27 protein-coding genes are annotated in these 25604 nt (G+C 43.3%); 15 read left to right on the top strand and 12 right to left on the bottom strand.

Going from position 1 to position 25604, the window contains the following annotated elements; translation table 11 throughout:
* Positions 1–98: 98 nt before the first annotated feature.
* The gene (locus tag AC19MV_RS08300) at positions 99–704 is read right to left on the bottom strand and encodes a short chain dehydrogenase (RefSeq protein ID WP_498306930.1); all 606 of its coding nucleotides are present in this window, start codon (positions 702–704) and stop codon (positions 99–101) included.
* 148 nt (positions 705–852) lie between these two features.
* On the opposite strand from AC19MV_RS08300, the gene AC19MV_RS08295 reads away from it, so the two are divergent.
* Entirely contained in the window at positions 853–1740 is an 888-nt protein-coding gene (locus AC19MV_RS08295) for a LysR family transcriptional regulator (protein WP_498306928.1), read from the top strand.
* A 149-nt stretch (positions 1741–1889) separates the two neighbouring features.
* Here the strand turns inward: AC19MV_RS08295 and AC19MV_RS08290 are convergent, their stop codons facing one another.
* A complete protein-coding gene (locus AC19MV_RS08290) occupies positions 1890–2297 on the bottom strand; it encodes a MarR family winged helix-turn-helix transcriptional regulator (protein ID WP_432400751.1) in 408 nt (135 codons plus the stop codon).
* Between the two features lie 8 nt (positions 2298–2305).
* Positions 2306–3340 (bottom strand): cation diffusion facilitator family transporter, encoded by a 1035-nt coding sequence (locus tag AC19MV_RS08285; RefSeq protein ID WP_498306926.1) that lies wholly within the window; start codon positions 3338–3340, stop codon positions 2306–2308.
* A 252-nt stretch (positions 3341–3592) separates the two neighbouring features.
* Here AC19MV_RS08285 and sigZ point away from each other — a divergent pair, with 252 nt between their 5' ends.
* Complete coding sequence (gene sigZ / locus AC19MV_RS08280; protein WP_498298387.1) at positions 3593–4129, top strand: RNA polymerase sigma factor SigZ; 537 nt, start codon at positions 3593–3595, stop codon at positions 4127–4129.
* 114 nt (positions 4130–4243) lie between these two features.
* Here the strand turns inward: sigZ and AC19MV_RS08275 are convergent, their stop codons facing one another.
* Positions 4244–5683 carry a glutathione synthase gene (locus tag AC19MV_RS08275; RefSeq protein WP_498306924.1) on the bottom strand — a complete coding sequence of 480 codons (1440 nt, stop codon included), beginning with the start codon at positions 5681–5683 and terminating at the stop codon, positions 4244–4246.
* 279 nt (positions 5684–5962) lie between these two features.
* On the opposite strand from AC19MV_RS08275, the gene AC19MV_RS08270 reads away from it, so the two are divergent.
* Positions 5963–6184, top strand: a complete 222-nt coding sequence (locus AC19MV_RS08270; protein WP_188957730.1) for a penicillin-binding protein — start codon at positions 5963–5965, stop codon at positions 6182–6184.
* A 155-nt stretch (positions 6185–6339) separates the two neighbouring features.
* Here AC19MV_RS08270 and AC19MV_RS08265 read toward each other — a convergent pair whose 3' ends face one another.
* Both AC19MV_RS08265 and AC19MV_RS08260 read right to left on the bottom strand, forming a co-directional pair.
* Positions 6340–7248 carry a haloalkane dehalogenase gene (locus AC19MV_RS08265; protein ID WP_498306922.1) on the bottom strand — a complete coding sequence of 303 codons (909 nt, stop codon included), beginning with the start codon at positions 7246–7248 and terminating at the stop codon, positions 6340–6342.
* Between the two features lie 88 nt (positions 7249–7336).
* Positions 7337–7612 (bottom strand): hypothetical protein, encoded by a 276-nt coding sequence (locus tag AC19MV_RS08260; protein ID WP_498306920.1) that lies wholly within the window; start codon positions 7610–7612, stop codon positions 7337–7339.
* 181 nt (positions 7613–7793) lie between these two features.
* On the opposite strand from AC19MV_RS08260, the gene AC19MV_RS08255 reads away from it, so the two are divergent.
* The 3 genes from AC19MV_RS08255 to AC19MV_RS08245 all read left to right on the top strand — a co-directional run bounded on the left by AC19MV_RS08255 (position 7794) and on the right by AC19MV_RS08245 (position 9441).
* Entirely contained in the window at positions 7794–8399 is a 606-nt protein-coding gene (locus AC19MV_RS08255; protein ID WP_498306918.1) for a TetR/AcrR family transcriptional regulator, read from the top strand.
* A 202-nt stretch (positions 8400–8601) separates the two neighbouring features.
* Entirely contained in the window at positions 8602–9033 is a 432-nt protein-coding gene (locus AC19MV_RS08250; protein ID WP_498306916.1) for a hypothetical protein, read from the top strand.
* A 42-nt stretch (positions 9034–9075) separates the two neighbouring features.
* Positions 9076–9441, top strand: coding sequence for an MmcQ/YjbR family DNA-binding protein (locus tag AC19MV_RS08245; protein ID WP_498306915.1), 366 nt, complete (start codon positions 9076–9078; stop codon positions 9439–9441).
* A 108-nt stretch (positions 9442–9549) separates the two neighbouring features.
* Here AC19MV_RS08245 and AC19MV_RS08240 read toward each other — a convergent pair whose 3' ends face one another.
* Positions 9550–10761 carry an MFS transporter gene (locus AC19MV_RS08240; RefSeq protein WP_498306913.1) on the bottom strand — a complete coding sequence of 404 codons (1212 nt, stop codon included), beginning with the start codon at positions 10759–10761 and terminating at the stop codon, positions 9550–9552.
* Between the two features lie 103 nt (positions 10762–10864).
* Between AC19MV_RS08240 and AC19MV_RS08235 the strand changes: the two genes are divergently transcribed.
* Both AC19MV_RS08235 and AC19MV_RS08230 read left to right on the top strand, forming a co-directional pair.
* Entirely contained in the window at positions 10865–11653 is a 789-nt protein-coding gene (locus AC19MV_RS08235; RefSeq protein WP_498306911.1) for an AraC family transcriptional regulator, read from the top strand.
* 196 nt (positions 11654–11849) lie between these two features.
* Entirely contained in the window at positions 11850–12170 is a 321-nt protein-coding gene (locus AC19MV_RS08230) for a hypothetical protein (protein WP_498306909.1), read from the top strand.
* An 80-nt stretch (positions 12171–12250) separates the two neighbouring features.
* Here the strand turns inward: AC19MV_RS08230 and AC19MV_RS08225 are convergent, their stop codons facing one another.
* The gene (locus tag AC19MV_RS08225; protein WP_498306907.1) at positions 12251–13006 is read right to left on the bottom strand and encodes a substrate-binding periplasmic protein; all 756 of its coding nucleotides are present in this window, start codon (positions 13004–13006) and stop codon (positions 12251–12253) included.
* A 461-nt stretch (positions 13007–13467) separates the two neighbouring features.
* Here AC19MV_RS08225 and AC19MV_RS08220 point away from each other — a divergent pair, with 461 nt between their 5' ends.
* From AC19MV_RS08220 to AC19MV_RS08205, 4 genes are all read left to right on the top strand, one after another.
* Positions 13468–14517: a hypothetical protein gene (locus AC19MV_RS08220; RefSeq protein ID WP_498306905.1), complete on the top strand. Its 1050-nt coding sequence runs from the start codon at positions 13468–13470 to the stop codon at positions 14515–14517.
* A gap of 24 nt (positions 14518–14541) precedes the next feature.
* On the top strand, positions 14542–15597 hold the full coding sequence (locus tag AC19MV_RS08215; protein WP_498306903.1) for a hypothetical protein: 1056 nt from the start codon (positions 14542–14544) through the stop codon (positions 15595–15597).
* A gap of 208 nt (positions 15598–15805) precedes the next feature.
* Positions 15806–16189, top strand: coding sequence for a DUF3302 domain-containing protein (locus tag AC19MV_RS08210; protein ID WP_498306901.1), 384 nt, complete (start codon positions 15806–15808; stop codon positions 16187–16189).
* Between the two features lie 2 nt (positions 16190–16191).
* On the top strand, positions 16192–17337 hold the full coding sequence (locus tag AC19MV_RS08205) for an HlyD family secretion protein (RefSeq protein ID WP_498306899.1): 1146 nt from the start codon (positions 16192–16194) through the stop codon (positions 17335–17337).
* A 57-nt stretch (positions 17338–17394) separates the two neighbouring features.
* Here AC19MV_RS08205 and AC19MV_RS08200 read toward each other — a convergent pair whose 3' ends face one another.
* From AC19MV_RS08200 to AC19MV_RS08185, 4 genes are all read right to left on the bottom strand, one after another.
* Positions 17395–18318 carry a sensor domain-containing diguanylate cyclase gene (locus tag AC19MV_RS08200; protein WP_498306897.1) on the bottom strand — a complete coding sequence of 308 codons (924 nt, stop codon included), beginning with the start codon at positions 18316–18318 and terminating at the stop codon, positions 17395–17397.
* Between the two features lie 493 nt (positions 18319–18811).
* Positions 18812–21115, bottom strand: a complete 2304-nt coding sequence (locus AC19MV_RS08195) for a xanthine dehydrogenase family protein molybdopterin-binding subunit (RefSeq protein WP_498306895.1) — start codon at positions 21113–21115, stop codon at positions 18812–18814.
* Complete coding sequence (locus AC19MV_RS08190) at positions 21099–21578, bottom strand: (2Fe-2S)-binding protein (RefSeq protein WP_432400729.1); 480 nt, start codon at positions 21576–21578, stop codon at positions 21099–21101. The genes AC19MV_RS08195 and AC19MV_RS08190 overlap by 17 nt, the downstream gene beginning before the upstream one ends.
* Before the next feature lie 19 nt (positions 21579–21597).
* Positions 21598–22899: a cytochrome c gene (locus tag AC19MV_RS08185; protein ID WP_498306893.1), complete on the bottom strand. Its 1302-nt coding sequence runs from the start codon at positions 22897–22899 to the stop codon at positions 21598–21600.
* Positions 22900–23368: 469 nt separating this feature from the next.
* Between AC19MV_RS08185 and AC19MV_RS08180 the strand changes: the two genes are divergently transcribed.
* Genes AC19MV_RS08180 through AC19MV_RS08170 form a run of 3 tightly spaced genes read left to right on the top strand, consistent with a single transcriptional unit; the run spans position 23369 to position 25578 of the window.
* Positions 23369–23686, top strand: coding sequence for a hypothetical protein (locus tag AC19MV_RS08180; RefSeq protein WP_160052058.1), 318 nt, complete (start codon positions 23369–23371; stop codon positions 23684–23686).
* Positions 23687–23719: 33 nt separating this feature from the next.
* On the top strand, positions 23720–23980 hold the full coding sequence (locus tag AC19MV_RS08175; RefSeq protein ID WP_498306891.1) for a hypothetical protein: 261 nt from the start codon (positions 23720–23722) through the stop codon (positions 23978–23980).
* 11 nt (positions 23981–23991) lie between these two features.
* A complete protein-coding gene (locus AC19MV_RS08170) occupies positions 23992–25578 on the top strand; it encodes a PepSY-associated TM helix domain-containing protein (protein WP_498306889.1) in 1587 nt (528 codons plus the stop codon).
* The last annotated feature ends 26 nt before the right edge of the window (positions 25579–25604 follow it).

Raw genomic sequence — 25604 nt, 5'->3', positions numbered from 1 at the left:
ATATGCTACTGACTCGACCTTTAGAATGGCTTGGCCTAATGCATAGACTTGCTTAATCGAAGGGAGCATTGTTGTTTTGCTCCCTCGTTTTCATGAGATTAAGCGTCTACAAAAATCACTTCACCAGTAATAAAGCCATCGACAGAACGCTCGAATGCTTTGCCAACTAATCGTCCAGGGACTGGTTCAAAACCTGCCATCATTTCGCCATACACATCCCATGCTTCAGTTAACACTGTTGGGTTGACCACATTGATGCGGGTGTTTCTTGGCATTTCATAGGCGACACACTTTACAAAGGTATCGATAGCGCCGCTGGTGGTGGCATCGGCAATTGCAAACGGAATAGGCTTAACATTTAATATGCCGCTGATTAAAGTAAATGAACCGCCATCAGCAATGTATTTTTGACCAATACGCACTAGGTTAATTTGGCCCATCATTTTACTCATGACAGTGGTCATCCATTGGGCTTCTGTCATTTCTACAAATGGCGCATATTCACAAACGCCCACGGTATTGACCACGGCATCAAAGTGACCGACTTTTGCATACAAGGCTTCAATCGATTGCTCATCGGTAATATCGACAATGTGGTCGACGTTGCCAGAGCGGCCCGCAGTGATAACCTTATGCTTACCTAAGCCAGATAACGCTGCTTGACCCATTTTGCCTAGTGCACCAATTAAAATTACTGTTTTCATTTTTGTTTCCATCTATTGAGTTAACTTGATGGGTAGACTTTAGCGAATGAGTAAAACAATTAGAAACAATCGTTAATTGTAAGTGATACAAGCTATACTTGTTAATGGTTGGCGGAGTGGGTCAGCGATGATGTATGAAGGATAAATTATGAGTAAATTAGACCGATTAGACTTAAAACAATTGAAGGTTTTTCAGGCGCTTATGCGTGAGGAGAATGCGTCTAAAGCTGCAAGTCAGCTCGGTTTGACTCAACAAGCTGTTAGTGAGCATTTGAAAAAGCTCAGAGACGTGTTTGATGACAGGTTGTTTGTTAGGAAAACAAATGGCTTTGTGCCAACGCCTTTTGCTGAGGAATTATCGGTTGGGGTTGATAAGCTGCTGATTGATTTCAACTCATTAATATCAACCAAAACCTTTATTCCACATAAGGCCAAGGGCACTTTTACTATTTCTGCGACAGATTATGCGCAGCAAATTGTTCTGCCTATGTTGATTGCCAAACTAAGAGTTCAAGCGCCCAACTTAAAGCTGATTGTGCAAGATTTTGAGATAGATAAATTGCATGAGCAAATGGAAAGCGGAAAGGTGAATTTGGCTATCGCGTTTCCTGATTATATTCCTGATAGTTATCGCGTTATTAAGCTGTTTGAAGAACGCCATGTTTGTGTTACCTCAACCCATTCAACAATATCAAAAACGACACCTTCGTTAGCTGACATTGCCCAATATCCTACCATTATTGCGTCACCGTCTCGGCCCAACTTTAAAGGTTCTATTGATGATTGGTTTGCGCAATTTGGTTTACAACGAAACATCGTTGTATCTGCGCCGTGTTTTTCGGTGGTGCCTATGTACCTTGAAACAACCGACTCAATTGCTTTTTTACCCTTACGAGCGATTAAAGGGTTAGATGTAGTCACCCTTGAACTTGAGCAATCGCCAGATAGTTTTGATGTAATTGCCGCTTGGCATCCGCGTTACCACGACGACCCTTTGCAAAAGTGGGTTGTATCGTTACTCGATATTGAGTCGTAAGTTAGTCGCTATAATAAGTTAGCCTCTATAAACAGAGGCATAGACGTTGAAGGGTAGTGATTGAGGCATACTGATTGATCAAGGAATATTCACTGAAACATAGTGGCTATGCCTCTCGCTGAGTCATCACTTATTAACGCGGAATGGTATTAAAACTCTCGGTTCATTTTTTCAAAGCAGGTTTTCAGTACATCGACAGCATGTTGATCTAGGTTGCGGGTAATGTCTTTGGTCAGCTGCATGTGCATACGATTATGATGTGAATGAAGCTCAGTACCTTCGCTGGTGAGGCCGACTAGTATTGAGCGCCTATCGTCTTCGTGTGCAGCGCGATTGACTAATCCCAAATTGACTAACTTTTCAATCTGCACCGTTAACGTGCCGGTAGTAATGCCAAGCCTGTCGGCTAATTCTTTCATTCTCATTGGCCCATGAGAGCCTAACACTTCTATTGTGTGTACCTGCGCCAGTGAATAACCGGTATCTTTGACGACAGATTGCTCCCAAGAAGACAATTTGTCGTAAAATTCGATAATTAAGTTATTCAAAGAATGCATAAACGACCTCAGCAGTGATTCACTTCAATAGTAAAGTGGCTTAGCTTATCAAACTTATGTAAAGCGTGTTTAATTGATTCCGCATTGGCCTCTGTTGAGGTACAGACTGCAATAGAAGCTGAATAGTGGTCGGCACTGATTTTCCAGATATGGATATCTGTAACTTGGGTGTGTTCATCTTCAATCGTGTTCACGATTTCTGCCTGGTATGCTTTGTCGATGTTTTCATCTAGCAAAATGGGGCTTGTTTGTTTCATTAAGCCTAATGCCCATTTAGTAATGATAACCGCACCCACTATCCCCATCATTGGGTCTAACCAATACCAGCCTAGATATTTCCCGACTAATAGCGCACAAATTGCAAGCACAGAGGTTAATGCGTCTGCTAATACGTGAAAGTAAGCCGCCTTGAGATTATGATCCTGGCCGTTATGATGATGCTCATGGTGCTCATGGTGCTCATGGTGCTCATGGTCATCGTGGTTATGAGCATGATTATTTGTGTGGTGATGTTGGTCGCTATGAGTATGTTTATTCCCATGACTATGACTATGACTGTGCCCATGACTATGAGCATGGTCGTGGCCGTGATGCTCGTGGCCTAGAATAAACATACTGGCAATGTTGACGACAAGTCCGACGATAGCCACCAAAATTGATTGATTAAACTGGATGTCAACGGGTGACAATAAGCGATGTACCGATTCGGCTAGCATGATGATTGCCACAATCCCTAATGCGATTGCGCTGGTATATCCGCCAAGCACTCCCACTTTGCCCACACCAAAAGAGAATTTGCCACTTTGCGCGTGTTTTCTGGCATAGCTATAAGTAAAGAGTGTGATACAAAAAGCTGCCGCATGCGTACCCATGTGCCAACCATCAGCGAGTAACGCCATTGAACCATATAGGGTGCCAGCGACGACCTCAACAGCCATGGTAATGACCGTAATGATCAGTACATACCAGGTACGTTTTACATTTTGCTCGTTAACGGCAGCAAAATTATGGTGATGAGTATACTGAGCAGCAATATTGTTCATAACATCTTAGTTTGATAATCAAATAATTCTCGATTCTATGTTGTTTGATAGTCAAAGTAAATACGGCTAAAACGCATCAATTGATGAATAACAAATCAGAAATTTAAAAGTAAGGTATTAAAGGGATTGGAGAAGATAATGGAATAAAACATCCTATGTTATGCATCTTTTTCACATTAATACGTCTTATTAAAATGCTACTATTATGTTTAATCGTGCGTTAATCAGTGCGTATATTATTGAGGGATTATTATGTTGGCTGAATGGCAAAACCATAAAGCGCAGCTTCGAGCCTATGTGACCAAGCGTATCGACGATGTTGATGCTGTGGATGATATTTTGCAAGATGTGTACATCAAAGCCAGCCTTAATTTACATCAGCTGAAATCTGCAGGAAGCTTAAAAGGGTGGTTATACCGTATTGCCCATAACACCATGATGGATTTTTATCGTGCTCGACAGCATTTTGATGAGTTGCCTGACAATTTAGTCGCACAAGAGCAAGATACCGGAGCGGAGGCGCGTGCAGAATTAGCCGAATGCTTACGGCCATTAATTGATGAATTACCTGAAAAATACAGCACACCGTTACGGCTGGCTGAGTTAGAGGGCATGCCACAACAGCAGATCGCTGATCAACTTGGTTTGTCACTTTCTGGCGCCAAAAGTCGTGTGCAACGTAGCCGAGTTAAATTTCGCGAACAGCTAATGGCCTGTTGTGATTTTGAAATAAATGAACAGGGTATTTCAGGCTATTCACCAAAAGATCCTACGCGACAGTGTCGATAAAACGTCTCATGATGAGGTGATTAAAGGCGCATGATCTTAATTACGCCTTATTACTTGCACCTCAGTAATCGTGTCGAATATGTCAGATATCGCTCATTGATGGGTGTGATGGTATTAATCAACTAACGCTAATGAATCTAAAATACCCTGGCCACTGTGGATGCCTCCTTCACCTTCGTCAGCAGGCTTGCTGCGGACTAAGTATCCTGCGTATCCATCCTGTGTTGTGGCAGGCGTATCATTAAACGTGACGGTAAAAAGTCCAATTTCGCTGACAAGATTATCAATATAAGTTTGTTTACTGTCTCTTACCGCAATGGTTGGCGCTTCGCGTTCCCGCGGGTATAAGCGTTGCATCAATGCCCAGGCGTCGTACTCATTAGTTGGAAGTTGCTTGAGTTTACGGCTGATGTCTTCTCCAAAAATACAATGGCCACCGCCTTCACCTTGGTTTTTTAAGACCCAATGTTGTTTATTAGCTGTGGTGTTAAACCACGCAATGGTGTCGGCATTCACGGGTTTCATCTCTGCTAATACACTTTTTACAAGCATGGCTTCTTCAGTGCTGAGCCCCCAACGCACATAGTCAGTAGCAGGCATCATTGTCAGCAGCATTTGAATGGTTTTGCTGGTGGCTAATTGCTGGCTGATGGTGGCGTTCATGGCAACATTATGTTGCTCTATAAAAAGACGTGTCTGACTTAACGTATGGCAACATTCATGTTGATCCATTTCGGGCGCGTAATAATCAGAGTACTGATATCCCGCTCGTAAATAGACCACATCAATGCCACCAACATCTTGCAATATCAGTCGTTGGTTTTCACCGGTTGAAAGTTGGGCATTGAGCTGCTCAAAAGTGCGCCTAACGGTGCGTATGCCGAGTCGTTGCAATTCAACTTCAAGTAAATGTTGGTCATACACATTATCTTCATTTTTTTGTATCACCATCATAAATGTCGGTTTACCTGAATCGCCAGCCTCATTTTTCACCTTGATTGCAGCAACCGCAATGCCAGCGGCCAGCTGGGTTAATGCTTCATTTTTTTCAGGTATTGCCGACGGGTTTTCGGTCCAAGCTTGATAAGTTTGTGGCCACTGTTGTTGAATGTATTGGTGTAATTCTGTCGCTTTTTGGCCAAATGGGGCCATGCCTGCGGCAATGCCATTGAACTCAACCACTCTTGCGCCATATTGGCTATCGTCCATATAGTCGGTGCGCATTAACAGTAGCGGCTGACGCATTACTGTCTTTCGGTTATTGATATCACCATGGGCTTGATGATGTAGTTGCATTAAATGGCCAAAAAACGGATCGGCTTTTGCGACATCACTGAGTGATGCTTGTAAATAATCATGATCTTCAGATACTCGATTAATAAGCTTGGCCATAATCGGGGTGACATTGCGCAAATGTTGGTATACATCGCGTTTCATGGTCATTGGCGCAATGCTAAATGGGCAATGTCGTGCGGTGTTATCTGCTTGACGAAATGCGACGCCATGCATAATTGCCCATTCGCAGGCATCTTCAATGACTTGTTGTGGTATCACTGTATTCTCACTATTTAAATGGCTAACCTTTACAGACAATTACCCATCTATCGATAACAGAATCACTTTCACAAAGTGATATTATATTAACGTGGCGGTAATCGTTTTTATTCGGTTGTGCGTTGTCCAATAGTATTAAGACGAGCGAGCCAGCTTAAAGACGCAAAAAGATGGGAATATTTTGTTAGATTATGTCTTTGTAGGACATGGTTTTCGTCTAAATTTGGCAGTATGGTGATATATAATTGTCGATGAAGGTTTAACATCAAGGAGTGTGACATGAGTGACAAAATGAGTGAGTCTGCATTACAGGCATTGAAAATTGCGTTTACTTATATGCCAAAAGCAATTGAAGTGACTAAGTATGAGTATGGTGATAATTACCAAAAAACATTAGATCACATTGAAACCGTGAGGGAGATGTTATTGATCAATGATATCGACCCAGAAGAAGTGTATGGCGACATTAACCCTGAAAGCACACCTAATTCAACGTATTGATTGCATGATGTTGAGCATGGCTGGTGAGCGACCTATTGTTAAATCTGATGGGTGCGTTAATTACTAGCATGTTCATGGTGTCAGCAATTGAGCTAAGAAATTGTGAAATAACCTAATGTTTCTTCACTATCACAACCGGTTGCTTAACTATCACATTACTTGATTAGTTTAAAATCTTTCAGTGCATTTTGAGCCACTTCAATACCATATTCTTGTACAAAGTGGCCCGCTTCAGCTATTTTCATTGGCTCTGGGCAGCCTTTAATCACTCCTTTTAATGCCATCATTGCCGGTTCGCCTAAAATGACGTCTTTCATACCGATGGCCATAAAACTGTCACCATCCCAAGTGTTAGACCAAAACTCGATAGCACGTAGGCCATATTTTACCGCGTCATCATTGGCATCGGTTGGGATCATCTGCGGGAAACGTCTTACGCCTGCTTTATAGCTGTTATCAGGAAAAGGCGCATCATAAGCGATAACGTCCATTACATTAACAGCGGCTCCGGCATCGCAAGCAATCAGTCCACCTACTGGAATTTCAGGTACCGCAGCAGAAAAGGCCATCCATTGTATAGCGGCTTCTGATAACGCATGGCCATTACTGATCCCCGTGTTCATTACGATGAGTTTTTTGAATCGGTCTTGCATATCCATTGGGATTGTTAGCCCTAGAAATCCGCCCCAGTCTTGACATACAAGAACGATATTTTTAAGGTCTAAACGCTCAATTAAGCGTACTAAACTGTTTCGGTGAAATTCAAAGTTGTATGTATCGTCATCAACAGGTTTGTCTGAACGGCCAAAACCAAATAAATCAGGGGCGATTACGCGATGTCCTGCTTGAGTAAATACCGGGATCATTTTGCGGTATAAATAGCTCCAGGTTGGCTCACCGTGTAAACACAAAAATGTGTATTCAGCTGATTTATCACCCTCGTCGATATAAGCCATGCGTAAAGACTCAAAGCCGTCCAAATCATCAACATAATGAGGTTTAAAAGGGAACGCGGGTAGCATAGAAAATCGTTGTTCTGGTGTTCTTAGTGCTTTAATAGTCATGTTATATCTCCAAAAGTCTGTTTGATAAATTAGGTGTTTTTTAGCCCGAAACCATTAGCTATTGCAGTTATCTCGATTTGATATTAATTCAGCGGCTTCTCCCTAAAAGCAGGGTATTAAAAGGTAATCCAGATGCCCGTATACTGCCGATGATGTAAATAAAAGCCGTAATAAGATCAATGGCCGCAATAATGACAAATGCCTTAGGTGCCATTCTCAATGACGCTGCGTAAGCGACAGCGATAAAGCCGACCATTCTTACCAATCCTCCCCAAACAACAATGGGTGCACGTGTGTTGATATCAGACACAGCCCAAAGTAATGCGGCTCCCATGAGAATTAAATAGCGCGGTAAAGTGGACATGTTTTTTAAACATGTTGCCTCTCGCTTATATTAATTTCACTTATATAAATATAATCTGTAGTGATCGATATAGAATAGATGAATTATGTATCGATCACTATGTTATGTCAATATGGTAAATTGACATTTTGTAGTAACTGCTACAAAATGATAAAAATTCGACAATATAGTGGATGGACAATTGAAAGCGGGAAGAAAGCGAGCATTTGATAGAGATATCGCGTTAGACAAAGCCATGCGCTTATTTTGGGTGAATGGTTATTCAGCGACGTCGATTGCCAGCCTCAGTGCTGAACTTGGCATTAATACGCCGAGTTTGTATGCCGCCTTTGGCAATAAAGAAACCCTGTTTAAAGAGGTGCTTGTTCATTATGTTGAGCAATATGCGGCTATAAATTATCGCTATTTAACCGAGACGTCTGACGCGACGCTTAAACAAAGGTTGCAAGCGTGTTTTTATGGTTTGATCCATCTGTTTGCCAGCAGTGACACTCCTCGTGGCTGTTTATTGGTAAAAAGCGTCAATGAGTCTGATAGTGTTTCATTCCCTAAAGACGCGCTGTTATATATGAGACAGCAGGGGCAGGAAACTAAACAGCTGTTAATGACGTTACTCCAGTCTGATATGCATCAAGCTAACAGCACTCATAACCAAGATGTTGAAACATTAGCCGATTACTTATTAGCAGTGAGCTATGGTCTGGCAGTTCAAGCCAAAGCAGGACAATCGGAAGCGGCATTGAAATCTGTGTTTGATCATGCGTTGTCAGCTATTCCTAATCACTAATATCAATGCCTGTTGTTTGCTAGGTTAGCTGAATACTGAATTGGCTTATCAGCTTGCAGTGAGTCGTAGCAAGTGTTGTAACTCAGACTTATATCACAGTTTCATTACACATTTACTGAGTACACGTTGACAATTAATAGTGATCACTACAATATATTAATTATGTAGCAGTCACTATAAATTAAACCTAAGCAGGTCACCTATGAATAATACCTTTAACGTAAAACAGTTCATTGTGGTGATGTTACTCACTAGCATTTGGATCAATATTGCTGAAGTAGCTAGAGCCATGTTGGTTGCGTTTCCAATGATGGAAGCATTCTATGCGGGTAAATTAGCCGTTGGCCCAATGGCGTTGAGTAATGCGCTGATATGGGCTGTGTGGGATACCATGCTCACCTGTACATTGGTGTTTGTTTATTGGTTATGCGCCCAAAGTTTTGGTCATAATGTTAAATCGATAGTTATATCGGCCACGGTGACGTGTATCGCAACCTTAGGTGTTTTTTGGGTCGGTTCTGTCAACTCAGGGTTAGGAACATGGCAAATGGCATATACCTTGGTGCCAATAGCATGGGTTGAAATGATTGTCGGGGCATTTTTAGCGAGTAAGCTTTACGCTCGTTATGCCTAACGTTAGCTCTTTTTTGCTAACACGATAAACGGTGATGGATTTTTGAAGCACAGTGAATTTAATCAATTTTGTGAAGATTTACCTGCATCAACTTATGTTATGCAATGGGGTGGTTCGCACGTGTGGAAAGTGGCTGGTAAGGTATTCGCCATTGGTTTTACGGCTAAAAATGGCGAGCCGGCATTCACATTTAAAACGTCACCGTTAAATTATGAGTTTTTAAAAAATAATGATGGTTATCATCCTGCGCCTTACTTTGCCAGCCGTGGGATGAAGTGGATCCAACAAATAGAAACATCAGGCAGGTTAGATGAAGAGCTCACCTATTATTTAGCGCAATCCTACCGTATTGTCGCTTCAGGTCTGAGTAAGAAAAAGCAAACTGAACTGGGCTTGCTTCTAAAGTAGACTTGCTGCTTAATTCGGCTTGCTGTTAAGCAAGCCATCTTAAAATGAGTTGCCTCAGCTCACTATGTTGATGAGTAAGCTGTTTGTTATTATCACCACCATCATCAATTACGCCACAGCAGACTTATTCAGAGTGGTATTTCTGCCGCCACCGAACCCGCATATTGCACACAATAGTGCTGCAATGATGCATAACCACAACGGTGCTTCCCAGCTGCCTGTTGAGGTATGAAGTGCTCCCGCCATCATAGGGCCTATCGCCGCCAATAAATAACCGACACTTTGTGACATACCAGAAAGCGAAGCCGCTTGATGCGGGTCATCTGTGCGCAAACTAATAAACGACAACCCCAAAATAAAACAGCCTCCAGAGCAAAATCCCAACATAATCGTCCAGAAAAAAGCAAAGCTAGGCATGTATAACAGGCCTATTGCACTGCCTGCACTGAGTAATCCTAAAATAAAGCTCAGCGCACTCTGATCTTTTAACTTAGCCAACAGGGGGATTAATACCAGGCCGGGTAGTGCGGTCGAAATTTGAAATGCGCCATGATATGCCCCAGCCTCAACTGCTGAGTGGCCAGTATCAGTTAATATGCTTGGCAGCCAAGCAAGGATGATATAGGTAAGAAATGAGTTTAAACCCAGCAGTAAGGTAACTTGCCACGCTAATAAGTAACGCCATACACTTTTTGACGATGGTGCAAATTGCGACATGCTCGCGGGTTTAGTGTGCTTACCTAATTGTGCTGTCCACACAATCAACCCCGCGACCGTTAACATTGCCGACGAGCCCAATGCCAATTGCCAACCCAAACCATTAAACTGACTCAGCGGGAATACCAACGCAGAAAAACCACCCGATGCCATGCCCATGGTGAGCACATAAGCAGAAGTCATGAGTGCTACTTTGGTGGCGAAATCTCGTTTGATTAGGCTCGGTAACAGCACATTTGCAATGGCAATACCGACACCAATAACCGCTGTGCCTACAAATAACATAATTGATGAGTCGATAAATCTCGCCAAAATACCGAATAAAATCAGTATTAATGCGGCAAACAAGGCATGTTCTAGGCCTTGTCTTCTGGCAAACATGGCTGCCATAGGGGAAATAATCGCAAAGGCGATAAGCGGTAGAGTGGTGATAAAGCCTGCCTGTGAACCACTTAGCGTAAAGTGATCAATAATTTGCGCTAACACAGGGGCAATGCCGGTAAACGGTGCGCGTAAATTAGCCGCAATCAGTAAGATACCTATCACCAGTATTACGCCAGAAAAGCGCGATTGCAGTTTGCTATTATCGGTTGGTAACGTCATTTTCTGCTTTAGGTTTCACTTAATAATGGTCGACAGTATAAAGATTTGCCTGCTGAGATAATTTAGCTATAGTGACATTAAATATCTCAAAACGGACAAGTCTATGTTTAAGCCAATAGGGTGGGATGAGATCAGCAATTATGAATCGATGCCACAACCGGTCATCGCTAAAATTGAACAAGCTTGTGCCAGCCATGAAATCCCGTTACACACTCACCCTAAAGGTCAGTTAATTTTAGCTTTGCACGGTTACGTGACCTGTGAAGTCTCGGCAAAAATGTGGATGGTGCCAACCCATAGCGCTATTTGGATCCCGGCAAATAAACTACACAGTAATCGCGCCTCAGATAACGCACAACTGTGTCATGTGTTTATTAATAGCAACATGCAAGGTATGCCGTCAAATACTTGCACCTTGGCGATTACGCCCTTAGTTAAAGAGTTAATGTGTGAGCTGGCAGCGCATAATCAACATTATGACCTAACCAGTAAAACTGCGCGTTTAGCTCAAGTGTTATTTGATCAGTTGAGTGACATGCCCATTCAGCACCTAGATGTTGTGTTGTCGAAAAATGCTGTGATTCAGGCTATGAGCCAGCAACTGATAAGCCAGCCGAGCGATAGAAAAACCTTGCCGCAATGGGCCGATGAGTTTGCATTAACAGAACGCACCCTGGCACGATTAATCAAAAAAGAAACCGGCATGACATTTGGAAAGTGGCGCACCCAAATTGATATTGTTACCGCACTGCAATCATTATCAGACAAGAAAAGTGTCCAACAAGTGTCTGAGTTATTAGGTTATGAGTCGGTTAGTGCCTTTATCACTATGTTTAAAAAAGTCATGAAACACCCACCGATGAAATACATGAGCGGGTTAAATGCTTATTAAGGCATTTTAGTTGTTTGCTAAAGGTAATATAACGTTATAAATCAGATTTTTTGGCGATGCACGCCTATGCTTGGATACGTTATTTAGGTATTGACGTTGTTAGTTATTTTTTAATGGCAGTTGGGTTCGTGGGTAACAAAATACCTTTTAAAGTCGTATCATCAGGTTTTACCTCTGTAAGGTGATGGAGATAGCTGTGCGTGTGTTCAATGTGTGTTTAAGTAGTGTGTTAATGCTGATGTCATTGTCGGTAACTGCGTCTGAATTGGCGACCCAAGATATCAGTGAGATTATTTCTAAAGAAGAGTTTTTATCTTATCAAAATGTAGCCGATTTTATTGAGCACTCGCCTAAAGTGACCGAGTTTGTGGCGCCTGAAGCTGATGACATAGAACAATACGGCAGTGATGTGATGAAGACGCTAACAGGTTCTGATTGTGATCGAGATGGTAAAATGGACAGCAACCCTGCATGTAATGCGGTTTACTATAAATTGTGGATGAAATATCAACGTTAACCTTTTGCGTATCACTCATCATAATTAAATAGTATGCGTAGACTAACTATTTCAGGCCCTAAACCAATGTCTATAAATGGTTACTTTGTTGGGGTTAATACGGCATTTTGCATAGCGTTAACATCAAATTGCGCTAAGCCTTGATTGACAATGTCGCACCACTTTTTACCCTCCTGAGTATTATTAAAAGTGATGTGCAAGGTTTTATCTTGCACGATTTTTGGGTTCACTTGTAATAGCGGGGCGACCTTCGCCACTTGTGGGTCAGACTTTAGATATTCGAATACGTTAACGTCCATAATGATGGTATCAATTCGGCCAGCGGCCAGCTTTAAAATATTTTGTTTTTCATCGATCCCAGTTTCAAATTTTTGGCTGCCATTGGCAATCATTTCATCTACTTCAACAGTATTGATATAACCTTTTAATACCCCTAATTCATATTGATTTAAATCACTGACCTTATCCCAAATAATCGGGTTACTTTTGCGTTCTATTAATACAATAGGGCTGGCACCGATGGGATCTGAAAATATTAATCCATTAGCAGGATTAAAATAGGTTGGGTAATACCCTACTGTTTGGCCTGTGGTTACACTGCGAGCGGCTCGGTTCCAGGGTAAAACGGCAATGGCAAGGGTGTGATTTTCGAAACTTAATGCTTTGCTAATGATTTGGCTAGTGATGCCTTGTTCGGGTAATTCATTGCCTGAAAAAGGCGGCCACTCGAGTGTTGAAAGCTCAAGAGTGTCGGCTAGGAGGCCACTGGCGCAACACAGTGTGACCAAGATGCAAAGACAAAATTGTTTTAGTTCCATTGGTACAGCAGTCATCATTTTTCACCCGTCCGTTGTGAAGTCAACTTTGAATAGCATTTCAGTATAGGCATAAACGTATCATAGTTTTATGCCTTTTTTACAGAATGAATAACCATATAAATCAAGTGTTAAGCTTTTAAAAGCAACTTCAAGATAAAAAAGCGCTGACGATAAAAATAGTTGGAGTAAAAGCTTAAAACGGGCGTGCCATTATCAATATTGGCTTTTATTGGCTGGTTATCACGGGTAACAAAAGCTCTTAGATGTTTCGATTTTATCGACAGTCATTAATTCAAACAAGATGCTGATTATTAGGGTTGTTCTGTGCAATTTATGGCCTTTTTTAGGCTTGCATTGTTTTTTATCTGCTCTATGTTGAGTGCTCATTTGTAACAAAATGCATGAGTTCGATAACAAAAAAACTAATAAATGATAACAGTCTGTCTATTGCTGTTGCAGATAAAAAATGAGGACAACCCATGAACAAATCGATTTTATTGCTGTTAGCTGGCTTATTTAGTGGTGCAGCGCAAGCGGCCGTTGGTGGCTATCCCGTGGTGCTAATCCACGGTTTTCAGCCTGACAACTTACAAAGTAAACCTACTGGGGCGCAGGTGACGAGTAATGGTGCCGATTATTGGGCGCAATATTGGCGCGATAGAGCAGATGAGCGTATTGATTGGCCGTCGCAAGAACGCATTGCCAATAAAATTACCAGCCAGTACGTGTGGCCTAAATTACAACAAATGTCGCGCGACGGTACGTGTTCCAATGGTTGTGTGTTTGTGACCCACTCAACGGGCGATTTAGTGACACGATATATTATCGATAACCAAGCCTTATGGTTACAAAATGCAGGTTTACAGCCGCTTAATATTGTGGCGACATTTGACTTTGCTGGCGCAGGTGGCGGTGTTGAATTAGCAGATTTAGCGGTCAATGTGGCTAACGGTTCAGGGTTAATCAATTCCGCAGTTAAACTTGCAGTGTCATTATGGCTTGGCGCGACACCGTCATCATCTAACATTGGGGTGTTAAATGATTTACGAGTGAATACCGCGCGTCAGTTAGCCTCATTTCCAGGTAGCCGCGTACCGCGATTACGTTTTGCTGGTGCTGGGTCTGACTTTTTAGGGGCTACAGGGGCTTTTTTACCGGGCGAAGATGACGGTGTAGTGGCAAGTCATTCAAGTTGTGGTGCGGCTTCAGCAACCAGTTATGACAGTTGCTCACGCGGTGTCGCATTTGACGGTAAGTTAACTTCGGTCAGCGGCCCTAGTGCGTTTATGCCTTATCATTATCCTATGTTGATGAGTGAAGGTTATAGCCATAACGACACTATTGGCAGTAGCGCTAAAGATGAAGTGACTACCGCCAACAATAGCTCTGCTTACCTAAATGGCGACAATATTAAGTTTACTACCTATGACGAAAAACGTGGCTGGTGGATTTTTAGTTCGCGTTATAGAGTGGTGAATAATTCAAGTAAAACCAGTATGTCGTCATTGGTTTATCAGGCTGCAAACTAATTAACTCTCAATACGGGCTAATCTATGAAGCATAAAAAAGTTGTCTATGTGGTCGCCTTGCTTGGTGGATGTGCTGGATATTGGTATTTCTCGTCTGAGCCAGCACCTACGCTGGCTCAGGCAGTTGTTCCAAACCAAGACTCTCAAATCGCTACTCATCAGCCCAGCGTGGTAAAGCAGATGCAGCCTAAACAAGTGATGGTAAAAGAAACCTTACCTGAGTCGGTGAGTGAGCGCTTTTCGTTGCTAGCAGAAGCGTACGCACAAGAGCTCACTCTGCCAGGGTATTCAGTGCCGCTAGGTGTTAATGATGTTCATCTATTGAACCCGAATCAGTATGTGGCGCAACCTGTGATGTTAGAAGGGGGTGCCAGTGCCAGTATTGTTATGCCTAAATATCGTTTTAGTTTTCCTGAGCCTGTGGTCATTACATTAGAGGTTGATGGTTTAACGGTCACGGGTGTCAGTGCTGCGATTCGCAGTGAATTGTCTGCTCATAAAGAAGTGTTAGCCAAGAGCGATATGGCAAACCATGATGGAAAGTGGACCGTGCAACTCGATGCAACAGAGGAGTGGGACGGCCCGATGGCCGTCAATGTGACCTTTAGCGCTAAAGGTAAAAAGCAGACTTTAACCACGGGCATTGAATATAGCTACCCAGCAGCAACGATTACCGGTGTCGGTGAGGTGCGTGCTGAAGGGAGTGATATGCTCATTCCACTCAAACTAACGGTAGAGAAAGCCGGTTATTATCGGGTAAGAGCCAATTTATATACTGCAAATCAGCAACCTGTAGCATTGTTAACTGCGTCGAAAAAATTATCTGAAGGTGCAGTTGAAATGGAGCTCAAAGCCTATAAGGGCGTGCTGCCTAAACAAGATGGTGAGTTTACGCTTGGCAGCTTTGTGCTAGAGCGTCGTCCTGCAGTACCTGGTGAGTTAACGCGTTATGGCCGCAGTAATGAGCCCAGTTATAACTTAGGTGAATTTGCTGTTGGGCAATTGTCTGACGAGCCCTGGCAGGCCGATGAGCAAGAAATGCAGCGTTTAGAATTTTTACAAAAAATGGCCGACGAATAAGTGTAATAAGACCAGACCAGTTGACCGTGCTGTAAACACAACGTGAATATCATATTTTGAAATGAAAAATTATCTTTTGTGTAAGTGTGAAGGTTGTCTGTTTTTTTACTGGAAAAAAGTGTGCTTTTTTTGAACGGACTTATACTCAATATACCGCCAAACTTATTTTTATACTCACAAGGGTTTATGGCGGAAATTGGGAGGATACATGTTCTTAGACTACTTTGCGCTAGGTGTACTGTTTTTTGTCATCATCTTTATTTTCTACGGCATTATTGCCATCCACGATATTCCCTATGAGATTGCCAAAAAGCGCAATCACCCCCAACAAGATGCCTTACATATTGCCGGCTGGGTCAGTTTATTCACCTTGCATGCAATTTGGCCATTTTTATGGATATGGGCCACCTTATATCGTGAAGACAGAGGGTGGGGGTTTAGCGATTCTCGCAAACGAGAATTAATACTAGAAGGAGAGGTAAAAGAGTTAATTCAGCATGTGAACGCGTTAAACGAACGCTTAACGGCTTTAGAACAACCCGTCGCAGTGGGCAAATCGACCCCATCAGATGATAAACCACAAGAGGCATAATCATGGACTTATTACTCATACTGACTTATGCCGCCATTTGTATCGCGATTTTTAAAATATTTAAGATCCCATTAACGAAATGGACCGTGCCGACTGCCATTCTTGGCGGTATTGTTTTAATTGGTACTTTATTGATGTTGATGAATTATAACCATCCATACACTCGTTTTGCTCGAGAGTACTTTGTCACTATCCCTATTGTGCCTGCCGTTAAAGGATTAGTGACAGAGGTGAATGTAAAAGCTAATTCGCCGATTAAAAAGGGTGATGTGCTATTTAAAATTGATCCCATACCTTACCTTGCCGTGGTTAAACAAAAGCAAGCTGCGTTAAAAGAAGCTGAGTTACAAGTGCCGCAACTTGAAGCTGCATTTAACATAGCCGCTGCAAAGATGGAGCAGGCCACAGCAGATAAAGACCGTACAGAGTCTGCATATAAACGTTATGAAGAGGGCCATAAAAAGGGTGGGCGTAACTCGCCTTTTACTGAGTTAGAACTGGATAACCGTCGTCAATTGTTTTTTTCTGCGTCAGCACAGCTTAATGCTGCAAGTGCAGAAGCGTTACGTACTCGCTTAGCTTACGAGTCAAATATTGATGGTGTAAATACTAAGGTTGCTGGGCTTCAGGCTGATTTAGCTAAAGCTGAGTATGACTTACAACAAACTGTAGTGAGGGCTCCGTCTGATGGTGTTGTGACACAACTTGCTCTGCGCGAAGGAGCGATGGCGGTACCATTACCTTTACGCCCTGCGTTGACTTTTATCCCTGCTGAAACCCGTTACTTTGCTGGCGCTTTTTGGCAAAACTCATTGTTAAGGCTAAAAGAAGGAGATGAAGCTGAAGTGATTATTGATGCAATGCCTGGGCGAGTGTTTAAAGGCAAAGTGTCTAAAGTTTTACCCGCAATGGCTGAAGGTGAGTTGCAATTTAGTGGTAATTTACAGTCGTCTAATCTGTTATTTCAACGGGGTCGAGTATTAGTGTTGATTGAGCTTGAAGATGATGCTTTAAGGGAGTCATTACCTGCTGGTGTTGCTGGCCAGGTAGCCGTTTATACCGATCACTTTAGCCATGTCGCTGTTATGCGGAAAGTCTTGTTAAGAATGCAAGGTTGGTTAAATTACCTGTTTGCCGAAGGTCATTAACGTCTGTAAAAATACATTTTGCGTTAATCGTGCGGTCGCTAAGCTGTTTCTGTGTCTTCATTGCACTTTATTGCGGCCGCCATGTTTGGCACTATATAACGCTTTATCTGCACGACAAAACAGCTCGTTCATTGAGGTGTCACCCTCGACGATCGTGCTACAACCAATTGATATGGTAATATTAATCCCCTTACAGGTTTGTGATACATAAAATAGATGTTGCGCAATGTGCGCTCGAATGCGCTCGGCAATCAGCCTGGCCTCGTCCTGAGAGGTCATCGGTAAAATCGCGGTAAATTCTTCTCCACCAATACGTGATAACGAGTCCGATAGGCGCAATAATTTATCGCATGTTTGGGCAAATTCTTTGAGTATCTTGTCGCCGCCTATGTGGCCGTAGTTGTCATTGATCGCTTTAAAATAATCGATGTCGATCACCAACAATGAGAGCGGTTGGTTAAACCGAATCGCGCGGGCACATTCTTGCTTGGCGATTTGATTGTATGCTCGACGATTGTGTACGCCGGTGAGTTGGTCGGTATTGACGAGATTTTCAATATGTTGGTGGGCGTCTTCTAATGCTTTTTGGGTATTTTTTAATTCGGTAATATCAACGCCCATAATGATGATGTTACCGCTATCTAGATTGATTCTGGTCATTTTAAACCAGCGCCCATCTAATAAGTCGGTTTCATATTGATTGAGGGTTTTTTCAGAATGCAGCTTGTGCAGGTTTGCCAACCATTGCTCAAAATTGTCGGTGTTGATAATGACGCCTTGTTTGGTTTCCCAAGCGTTGCGCAATAAATCGGCAGACTTTTTGCCCGTTGCATTTTGTACTGTAGTACCAAATATGCTGGCAAAATGTTGATTGCAATAAATAACTTCCTTGTCACTGTTGATTACGCCTAAGCAGTTTGGCGAAATTTCTATTCCCTCTAGAAGTATGGCTTCTAAATTGGCAGGTATACTTTTTGGCATAGAATACTCAAGGATGTGGCAATGCTTATTCATTATTATAAGTTAAATTCGTCACTTTTTGTTAACAATTAGTAAGTTAACCTGAGATCGGGATAATAAATGCCTTTCAAACAGTCCTTTGCCCTGCTAACTGCGTTGAATCGACTTACAATAGGCTAGCTATTGACGCGTCAATTCGCCTTCTTAGCAGAACAAATCACAAGCTTGAAAGTTAGGAGGAGTAACATGTTGATTTTAAATTGCATAAGTTCATCCCTTATCCCGATCTCAGGTTAGATTAGTATAGTGCTGCTTTGTGGTGGGTGTTTTTTGTAGCTGTTTTTATTGGTTTTTTAAAAGTCATAATATAAATAAATTATTTTCTTCGTCAGTCTTACGGTTGATAAGTTTAGTATTGCGGCTGATAAAAGAAATATTGCAGGCATAAAAAAGCCCGACTATTTCATCATAGTCGGGCTTTTTGGGTGTTACTTATTCAAGCTGCTAAACCATATTAAATGCTAGTCAGTTTGCTTTTAAGATCGTTTGGCTTCATTGGTAGCTTGCGTAAACGTACGCCAACGGCTTGATAGATTGCGTTAGCAATGGCTGGTGCAACTGGCGTCACCGCGGGTTCACCTAAGCCTGAAGGTGGCTGAGTGCTCGGGATAAACTCAATCTTTATCTCTGGCGTTTGGCCGATACGTATTGGTGTATAAGTATCAAAGTTTGAGTCTTTATACTGGCCATTAAGCAGCTCGGTGCCTTCATGAATTGCCATCGATAAGCCCCATAATGCCGCGCCCTGACACTGTGCTTCAGCACCATTAGGGTCAACAATAATCCCGGCATCAATCGCAATATACAGTTTTTGTACATCAATGCTGCCACGGGCTTTGTCTACATGCACTTGAACGGCACAAGCCACCCAGGTAGGCATATCGCGTTCTTGACCAAAGGTGGATGCAATCCCTAAACCGGTGTTTTCGGCTTGTGGTTTGCCCCATTCAATCATTTCGGCAACTTTCTTAAGCACGACTGCCTGACGAGCAGCACCGCCAGCAGCAACGGGTGTGGTACCTGCGTTACGGCCTTCGGCGATCAACATGTCTAAACGGAATTGCAACGGATCTTTACCAGCATGATGCGCGGCTTCGTCCATAAAGCTTTCAACTGCCCAGCCCGTCCAACCCGGCCCGACTGAACGTAACCAACCCGGTCTAAAAGTGGCAATGGCTAAGTCGTTAGATACTGCACGCACTTTTTGTGCCCCCACGCTGTACCAATGATCAGCACCAGCAATTGAGAACGGATCAAATGGCTGACCATTGACGCCTTTAGGCATAAAGCCTGGCGCTAATACTTGTGTTGGCCAACCAGCCGTTGCGTGATGTTCCATGGCGGTAACGGCTTTTTTATCATCGAACGCCATTTTTAATTGCTGTACTGAGGCAGACCGCGCACTGTCAAACAGCATATCTTGCGGACGCATCATCACCATTTTAACCGGTTTACCGCCTAATGCTTTAGAGGTTAATGCCGCTGGAATGGTGTAGTCGCCGTTAAGTCTGCGGCCAAAACCACCGCCTAACATGTAGCTACGGATAACGATGTTAGCTTCGTCTTCACCTAATGCAGTCGCTAACACAGGTAGGGTAAGTGATTGCCACTGACAACCTGAATGCACTTCCCAAATACCATCTGGATTTTTAAATACCAGGGCATTTAATGGCTCCATTTGCGCATGCAGTACGGTGCTGGTGATGTATTCTTCGGCGATGGTGCTTTTAGCACTGGCAAACGCTGGCTCAGTTTCAACATTACCAGTGTCTAAAATGCCGCCTTTACTGGCGTCGCTAAGTAACTTTTTGCCATGAGCAATAATATCGGCTTCAGACACATTAGCGGTTTCGCCTGCATCCCAGGTCACTTTGACTAATTTTGAGGCTTTTTGTGCGGCAAAAAAGCTGCTAGCAATAACCATTAACCAACCTGGTACACTGCCACTGGCATCGTCTAACACGATAGTTTGCTGATAACCTTTAACCGCTTTGGCGGCTGAGTCGTCAAACTTAACCACTTTTGAGCCATAACGTGTTGGCGGTAAAATTGGGTTAGCGTACACCATGCCATCAACTTTAGCATCGATACCAAATACGGTTTTACCATTGGTTTTATTGGCGATATCAAGCGAGGTGACTTGCTGGCCAACTAATTTAAGATCGGCATTGGGTTTAAGCGGCAGTTGCTTGAGTTCTTCTTCGGTAAATTGGCGGGTTAAGCCCATTTTGACCAATTCGCCAAACGACAATTCGCCTTTGCTTGATACCACTTTGCCGTTACTGGCTTTACAATCAGCAGGCGCAATGCCCCATTTTTTAGCGGCTGCTTCAATTAATGCAGTTCGACCCGCAGCACCCGCCTGGCGATACACAGGCCAGCTTTGTGAAATAGACCAGCTACCACCCGTGACCATGTAACCCCAACGTGGATCACTGTCTACGTGGATTATTTCAATATCATCCCACGAGGCTTCTAATTCGTCAGCAAGAATACGCGCAATAGCCGTACCTACATGTTGGCCCATTTCTGAACGCATAATGTTGACTTTGATTTTGCCAGCAGTGTCGATTGAGTACCATAAAGACGGTTCATAAATGTCACCTTCGGTTGGTAATACTTTGCCGTCTGGGCTAGCAGGATCCATCGCCGCCATCAAGTGGCGCGGAAAACCAAAGCTGACGCCGACCGCGGTCATGGCAATTAAAAAACCGCGGCGGGTCATGCCAGCCGATCCACGTTTAGGCAGTCTGCTCATCGTTGCTCTCCTTGATTGAGGTTGCGGCTTCATGAATGGCGCTACGGATACGCACGTAGGTCATACAGCGACATAGGTTTCCGCCCATCACAGCGTCAATATCTTTGTCTGAAGGTTCTGGAATATCTTTTAACAATGCCGCCGCTTGCATAATTTGGCCCGACTGACAGTAACCACATTGTGGTACTTGCAGTTTTTGCCAAGAAATTTGCAAAGGATGATCGCCTTTTTCAGATAGGCCTTCAATCGTGGTGATTTCAGCACCTTCTACAGACGAAATTGGGGTAATACATGAACGTGTTGCACGGCCGCCAACATGGACGGTACAGGCGCCGCATGTACCAATACCACAACCAAACTTGGTGCCGGTCATATCGAGTTCATCACGAATAACCCACAGTAGCGGGGTATCGCTTTCCACGTCGGCAGTCATCGGTTTGCCGTTTAAAATAAATTTTGCCATTGGTCACTTCTCCAGTGAATTAGTGCTCAAATCGGGGTTGATTTCGGATCTCGCCCACTTTCTGTTGTAGTGTTGGCCAGGTGTTTTCCCCAGCTGATTGACGCAAATAAGCTGCAATTGCGCTAATGTCTTCATCACTCAATGCATCGCGAAAACCAGGCATTACAATACCGCAGATCCCTTGATCTGCTCTGACGCCATCGAGTATTACGTTGATAAGGTTGGTTGGATCATCTAAATGTGTTGCAGAACCTATCGTCAGTAGTGGTCGGCCCTTAACGAGCTGGTCGCTACTGTAGTGACAGGCTTGGCAGGCTGTGTCATATAAGCGTGCTCCTTCTTCGACTTGTTGATTAGGTTGAGTATGCTGCGCCGCAATGGCAGCTTGTAAGGTGGTGCTAGTGTCTGGCTCGTCTGTATCGTTAGTGCGCGCAAGGTCGGCAAAGTAGCCACTGATTGCTTGCATGTCGCTGTCTGGCAGTGCTGATAAACCTTTGTGCATTACTGGTGCCATTGGGCCTGCGGCGCTACCGTGATATTTCGAATTACCAGTGGTGAGATATTCGTAAAAATCTTGCGAGCGCCACGGAATGGGTGAGGTGCTGGTTGAGGTTAAAGACGGTGCTATCCAACCATCGATTGGCGCGCCTTGATACATTTTTGCGTATTGCTCACCGCCTAGTGCATTACGGGGAGTATGGCATGCACCGCAGTGGGCAATACCTTCCGCAAGGTAGGCGCCGCGATTCCACTCTGCTGACTTAGCGCTATTGGGCTTAAACGAATCGGTATCGGCAAAGAGTAATTTCCAACCCGCTTGCAGCATGCTGATATTAAGTGGGAACGGAATACCATTGTCTTTTTTGACTTGGTTTACCGCCGGCACAGACGTCATGATATAGGCATAAATAGCGCTAATGTCAGCGTCGGTCATTTTATTAAAATGTTCGTACGGGAATGCTGGTAATAAATGGTGCCCATCACGGCTAACGCCCGTACGCATTGCACGAGTAAAGGCTTCTTCTGACCAACTACCTATACCTGTTTCAACATCTGGGGTGATATTGCTTGAGTAAATGGTGCCAAATTCGGTGTGCATTTCATAGTTACCCGCATAAGCGGTGCCGCCAGGTGGCGTATGACAGGTGCTGCAGTAGCCCGCGGCAGCCAAGGTTTTACCTTGTTCGATAACTTCTGGAGAATAGTTGCTGAGTGCTGGAGAGGTGACAGGATCTATCGCGGGTTGCCAAGCATAAAGAATGAATAAGCCTAGTCCTACAATTGCTGCGCCACAAACGCTGTACACGATGCGTTTTAGCATATTTTATTGCCTTATTGTTTTAAGTAAAAATGATATAAAAGAAGGGAATATCTCATCAAACATTCCCTGTATAAACCTTTGTTTAATATTTAAGCTTAGCAATGCATATCGCTTTGTCCAGCGGTAATATTAACCGTTGATTAGATAAAAATAATACAGCATATTTAACTCAGAATATATGAGATTCAATGATTGCAGCAAAGATGTTAATTCATTGTTAGTAATCGATTTTATTCGTTTTAGCGATGTTACATCAATCGCATTAATAGGCTGCGTTATCATTTAGCTGAACATTCAATCAATTTGGTTATTATCGGCATTAAAGACTTACCGCGCTATTCGATGTTGGTCTAGCCTTATAACGCTTTACGCTATGTTTACATTCGCTTTTACATTATCTACTTGTGTTTAACTGAACAATTTACGATAATGAAAACTATTATCATTTGTATTGGCGAGTTGGCTAAACATGGAACTTATTAGCGTTTCTTCTTTATGGGTAGGGTGTTTGTTTGCTTATTTAGCGTCTGATAAGCAGCAACTTATAAGCCTACCGTTTCCTAAACTACTCGCGTGGAGCCTAGGTTGTGCCGCCATGTTATTTGCTGTGTGGGGTTTTAGCCATACCTACAGTTTGCTGGTGGCTTGCTTGTTAGTTGTTATCTGTGTGATGACCATGTGGATGATGTTGGTGTTGCTAGCCGCACACTTCAAAGGTCGCAGTATGTGGGTGAGTTCGTTCGGTTTCGCCTTATTTGTCAGCATTATGTTGGTTGGCGTTAAATAACCCGTCGCTCAGGATTCAGTAAGGTTAAATCAAATGTGGTTAAAGTCGCTTGCAGCTTTTGCTTGGGGGTTATTACTGGCTGTCTGCCTGGTGCTAATAGTGTTTCGTTTGTTGCCGTTAGCGGTAGATGCAAAACTGTTTATTGGCATGCTGTTGGGCTTTTGCTTATGGGTGGCGGTGATGGCGTATTGCTACAGCCGTAATACTGCTAAAGCGGCCAGTATTGTCTGTGGTAAATGGTTTGTCGTCACTGCTGTTGCCAATGTGTTGTTGTTTTATATTCCTGTTTATTAATGAAGTCTTCAATGAATCCTCGCGCTAACGCCCCACATAAACTGATTAAAAACCTCGTCGAAGCCCACAGTTGGCTTGGACTGACCATTTCGCCATTACTGTTTATCGTATTTTGGGCCGGTGCAATCACACTGTTCCATGACGAAGTGGCACAGTGGGCTATTACGCCACATCACCCAGTGCAAAGTAGTCAGCAAGACATACCGCTTGGCAGCTTAGTTGAACAAAAACGGGCAGAATATCCGGTTGATCAACAAGGGCGTTTTCGGATCAATATGCCCACTTCATTAGTGCCTTATTATATTTTTTATATGGACGTGCTCGACGATGCCGCAGAAAGTGGCCGTCAATCTTTAGCCATTCTGGTGGCTCCTAAAACCGGTGAAACGGTTGCGGGTAAAGATGACTTCTTGTTATCGCAATTTATTTATCGGTTGCATTACAACCTTCACTTACCCGGTGGAAGCTATCTCATCGGGATGGTGACATTAGTCTTTTTGTTTGCCCTAATCTCTGGGGTGTTTATTCATGCCCGTAAACTGTTTAAGCACTTTTTTCAGTATCGGGTAGATAAGCACAGGCGCGATAATCTATTAGATTTACACACAGTGGTAGGTGTCATGACGCTGCCGTTTACCTTAATGTATGCCTTAAGCGGCCTGGTGCTAAATTTAGCCATTGTGTTTCAATTGGCGTTTGCGATGTTTATTTACCAAGGCGATCAACAAGCCTTGTTTAATGATGCAGGCTTTAAACGAGTGGTTGAGCCTCGCAGCCAAACACCGATGGCGATGGGCAATGCCTTTAAGCTAATTGAAGAGACTCGGCAGCAAGAAAATTTTGAATTACGTAATGTGATTTTTCATCATTACGGTGCCGACAATGCATTAGTGCAAATTCGTGGTAGTGATACCGCCAGTTTTGCCCAGCGTGATGAAGTGACTTACCGTATTGCTAATGGTGCCGTGGTCGATAAGGTCAATGCCGAACAATACAATGTATTCCGCCAGGGACGCGATGTGTTAGTGACACTGCATTTTGGTGATTTTGCCGGTATGGATGTGCGGATTTTATACTTCATTTTAGCCATGGCCATTAGTGCGATGATTGTGGCAGGCAATATGTTGTGGATTAATAAACGCCGCACCCAGCGTCATTCTTCGCCGCGCAGTATTGCCATTGCAAGTGCCGTCACTATAGGTGGATGTGGTGGTATTATTGTGGCCACAGCGGTTGGCTTTTTATGTGAGCGAGTGTTACCTGCCACGTTGCCAGCCCGCGGTGATTGGCTTGTTGCCTGCTTTGTACTGGCTTTGTTAGCGACCATGTTAGTGAGTATTAACATTGGCAATATTAAACGCCATATTAGCCGCTTATTATTGCTTACTAGTGCACTGTTATTAATAACATTGATAGCCGATTGGCTGATGTTTGCCGAGCAGATTATTACTCTGTGGCAAAACGGCTTTACTGCAGTGATAGGCGTGCAAGTGGCGATGGGCTTAATGGCTGCTATTGGCGTGTTTAGTGCACTAAAGCTAAGAGATGCGCAGCACGTTAATACCCGAGAAAAGCTTGGTGATCCTCTTGTTAATTAATTAGGTGAATGAAACGTTTGCCTGCG

This window comes from Shewanella sp. MF05913 (assembly GCF_059758095.1).
Note: the sequence above shows the minus strand (reverse complement) of the source record. Positions and strands in the feature narration are given on the sequence as shown.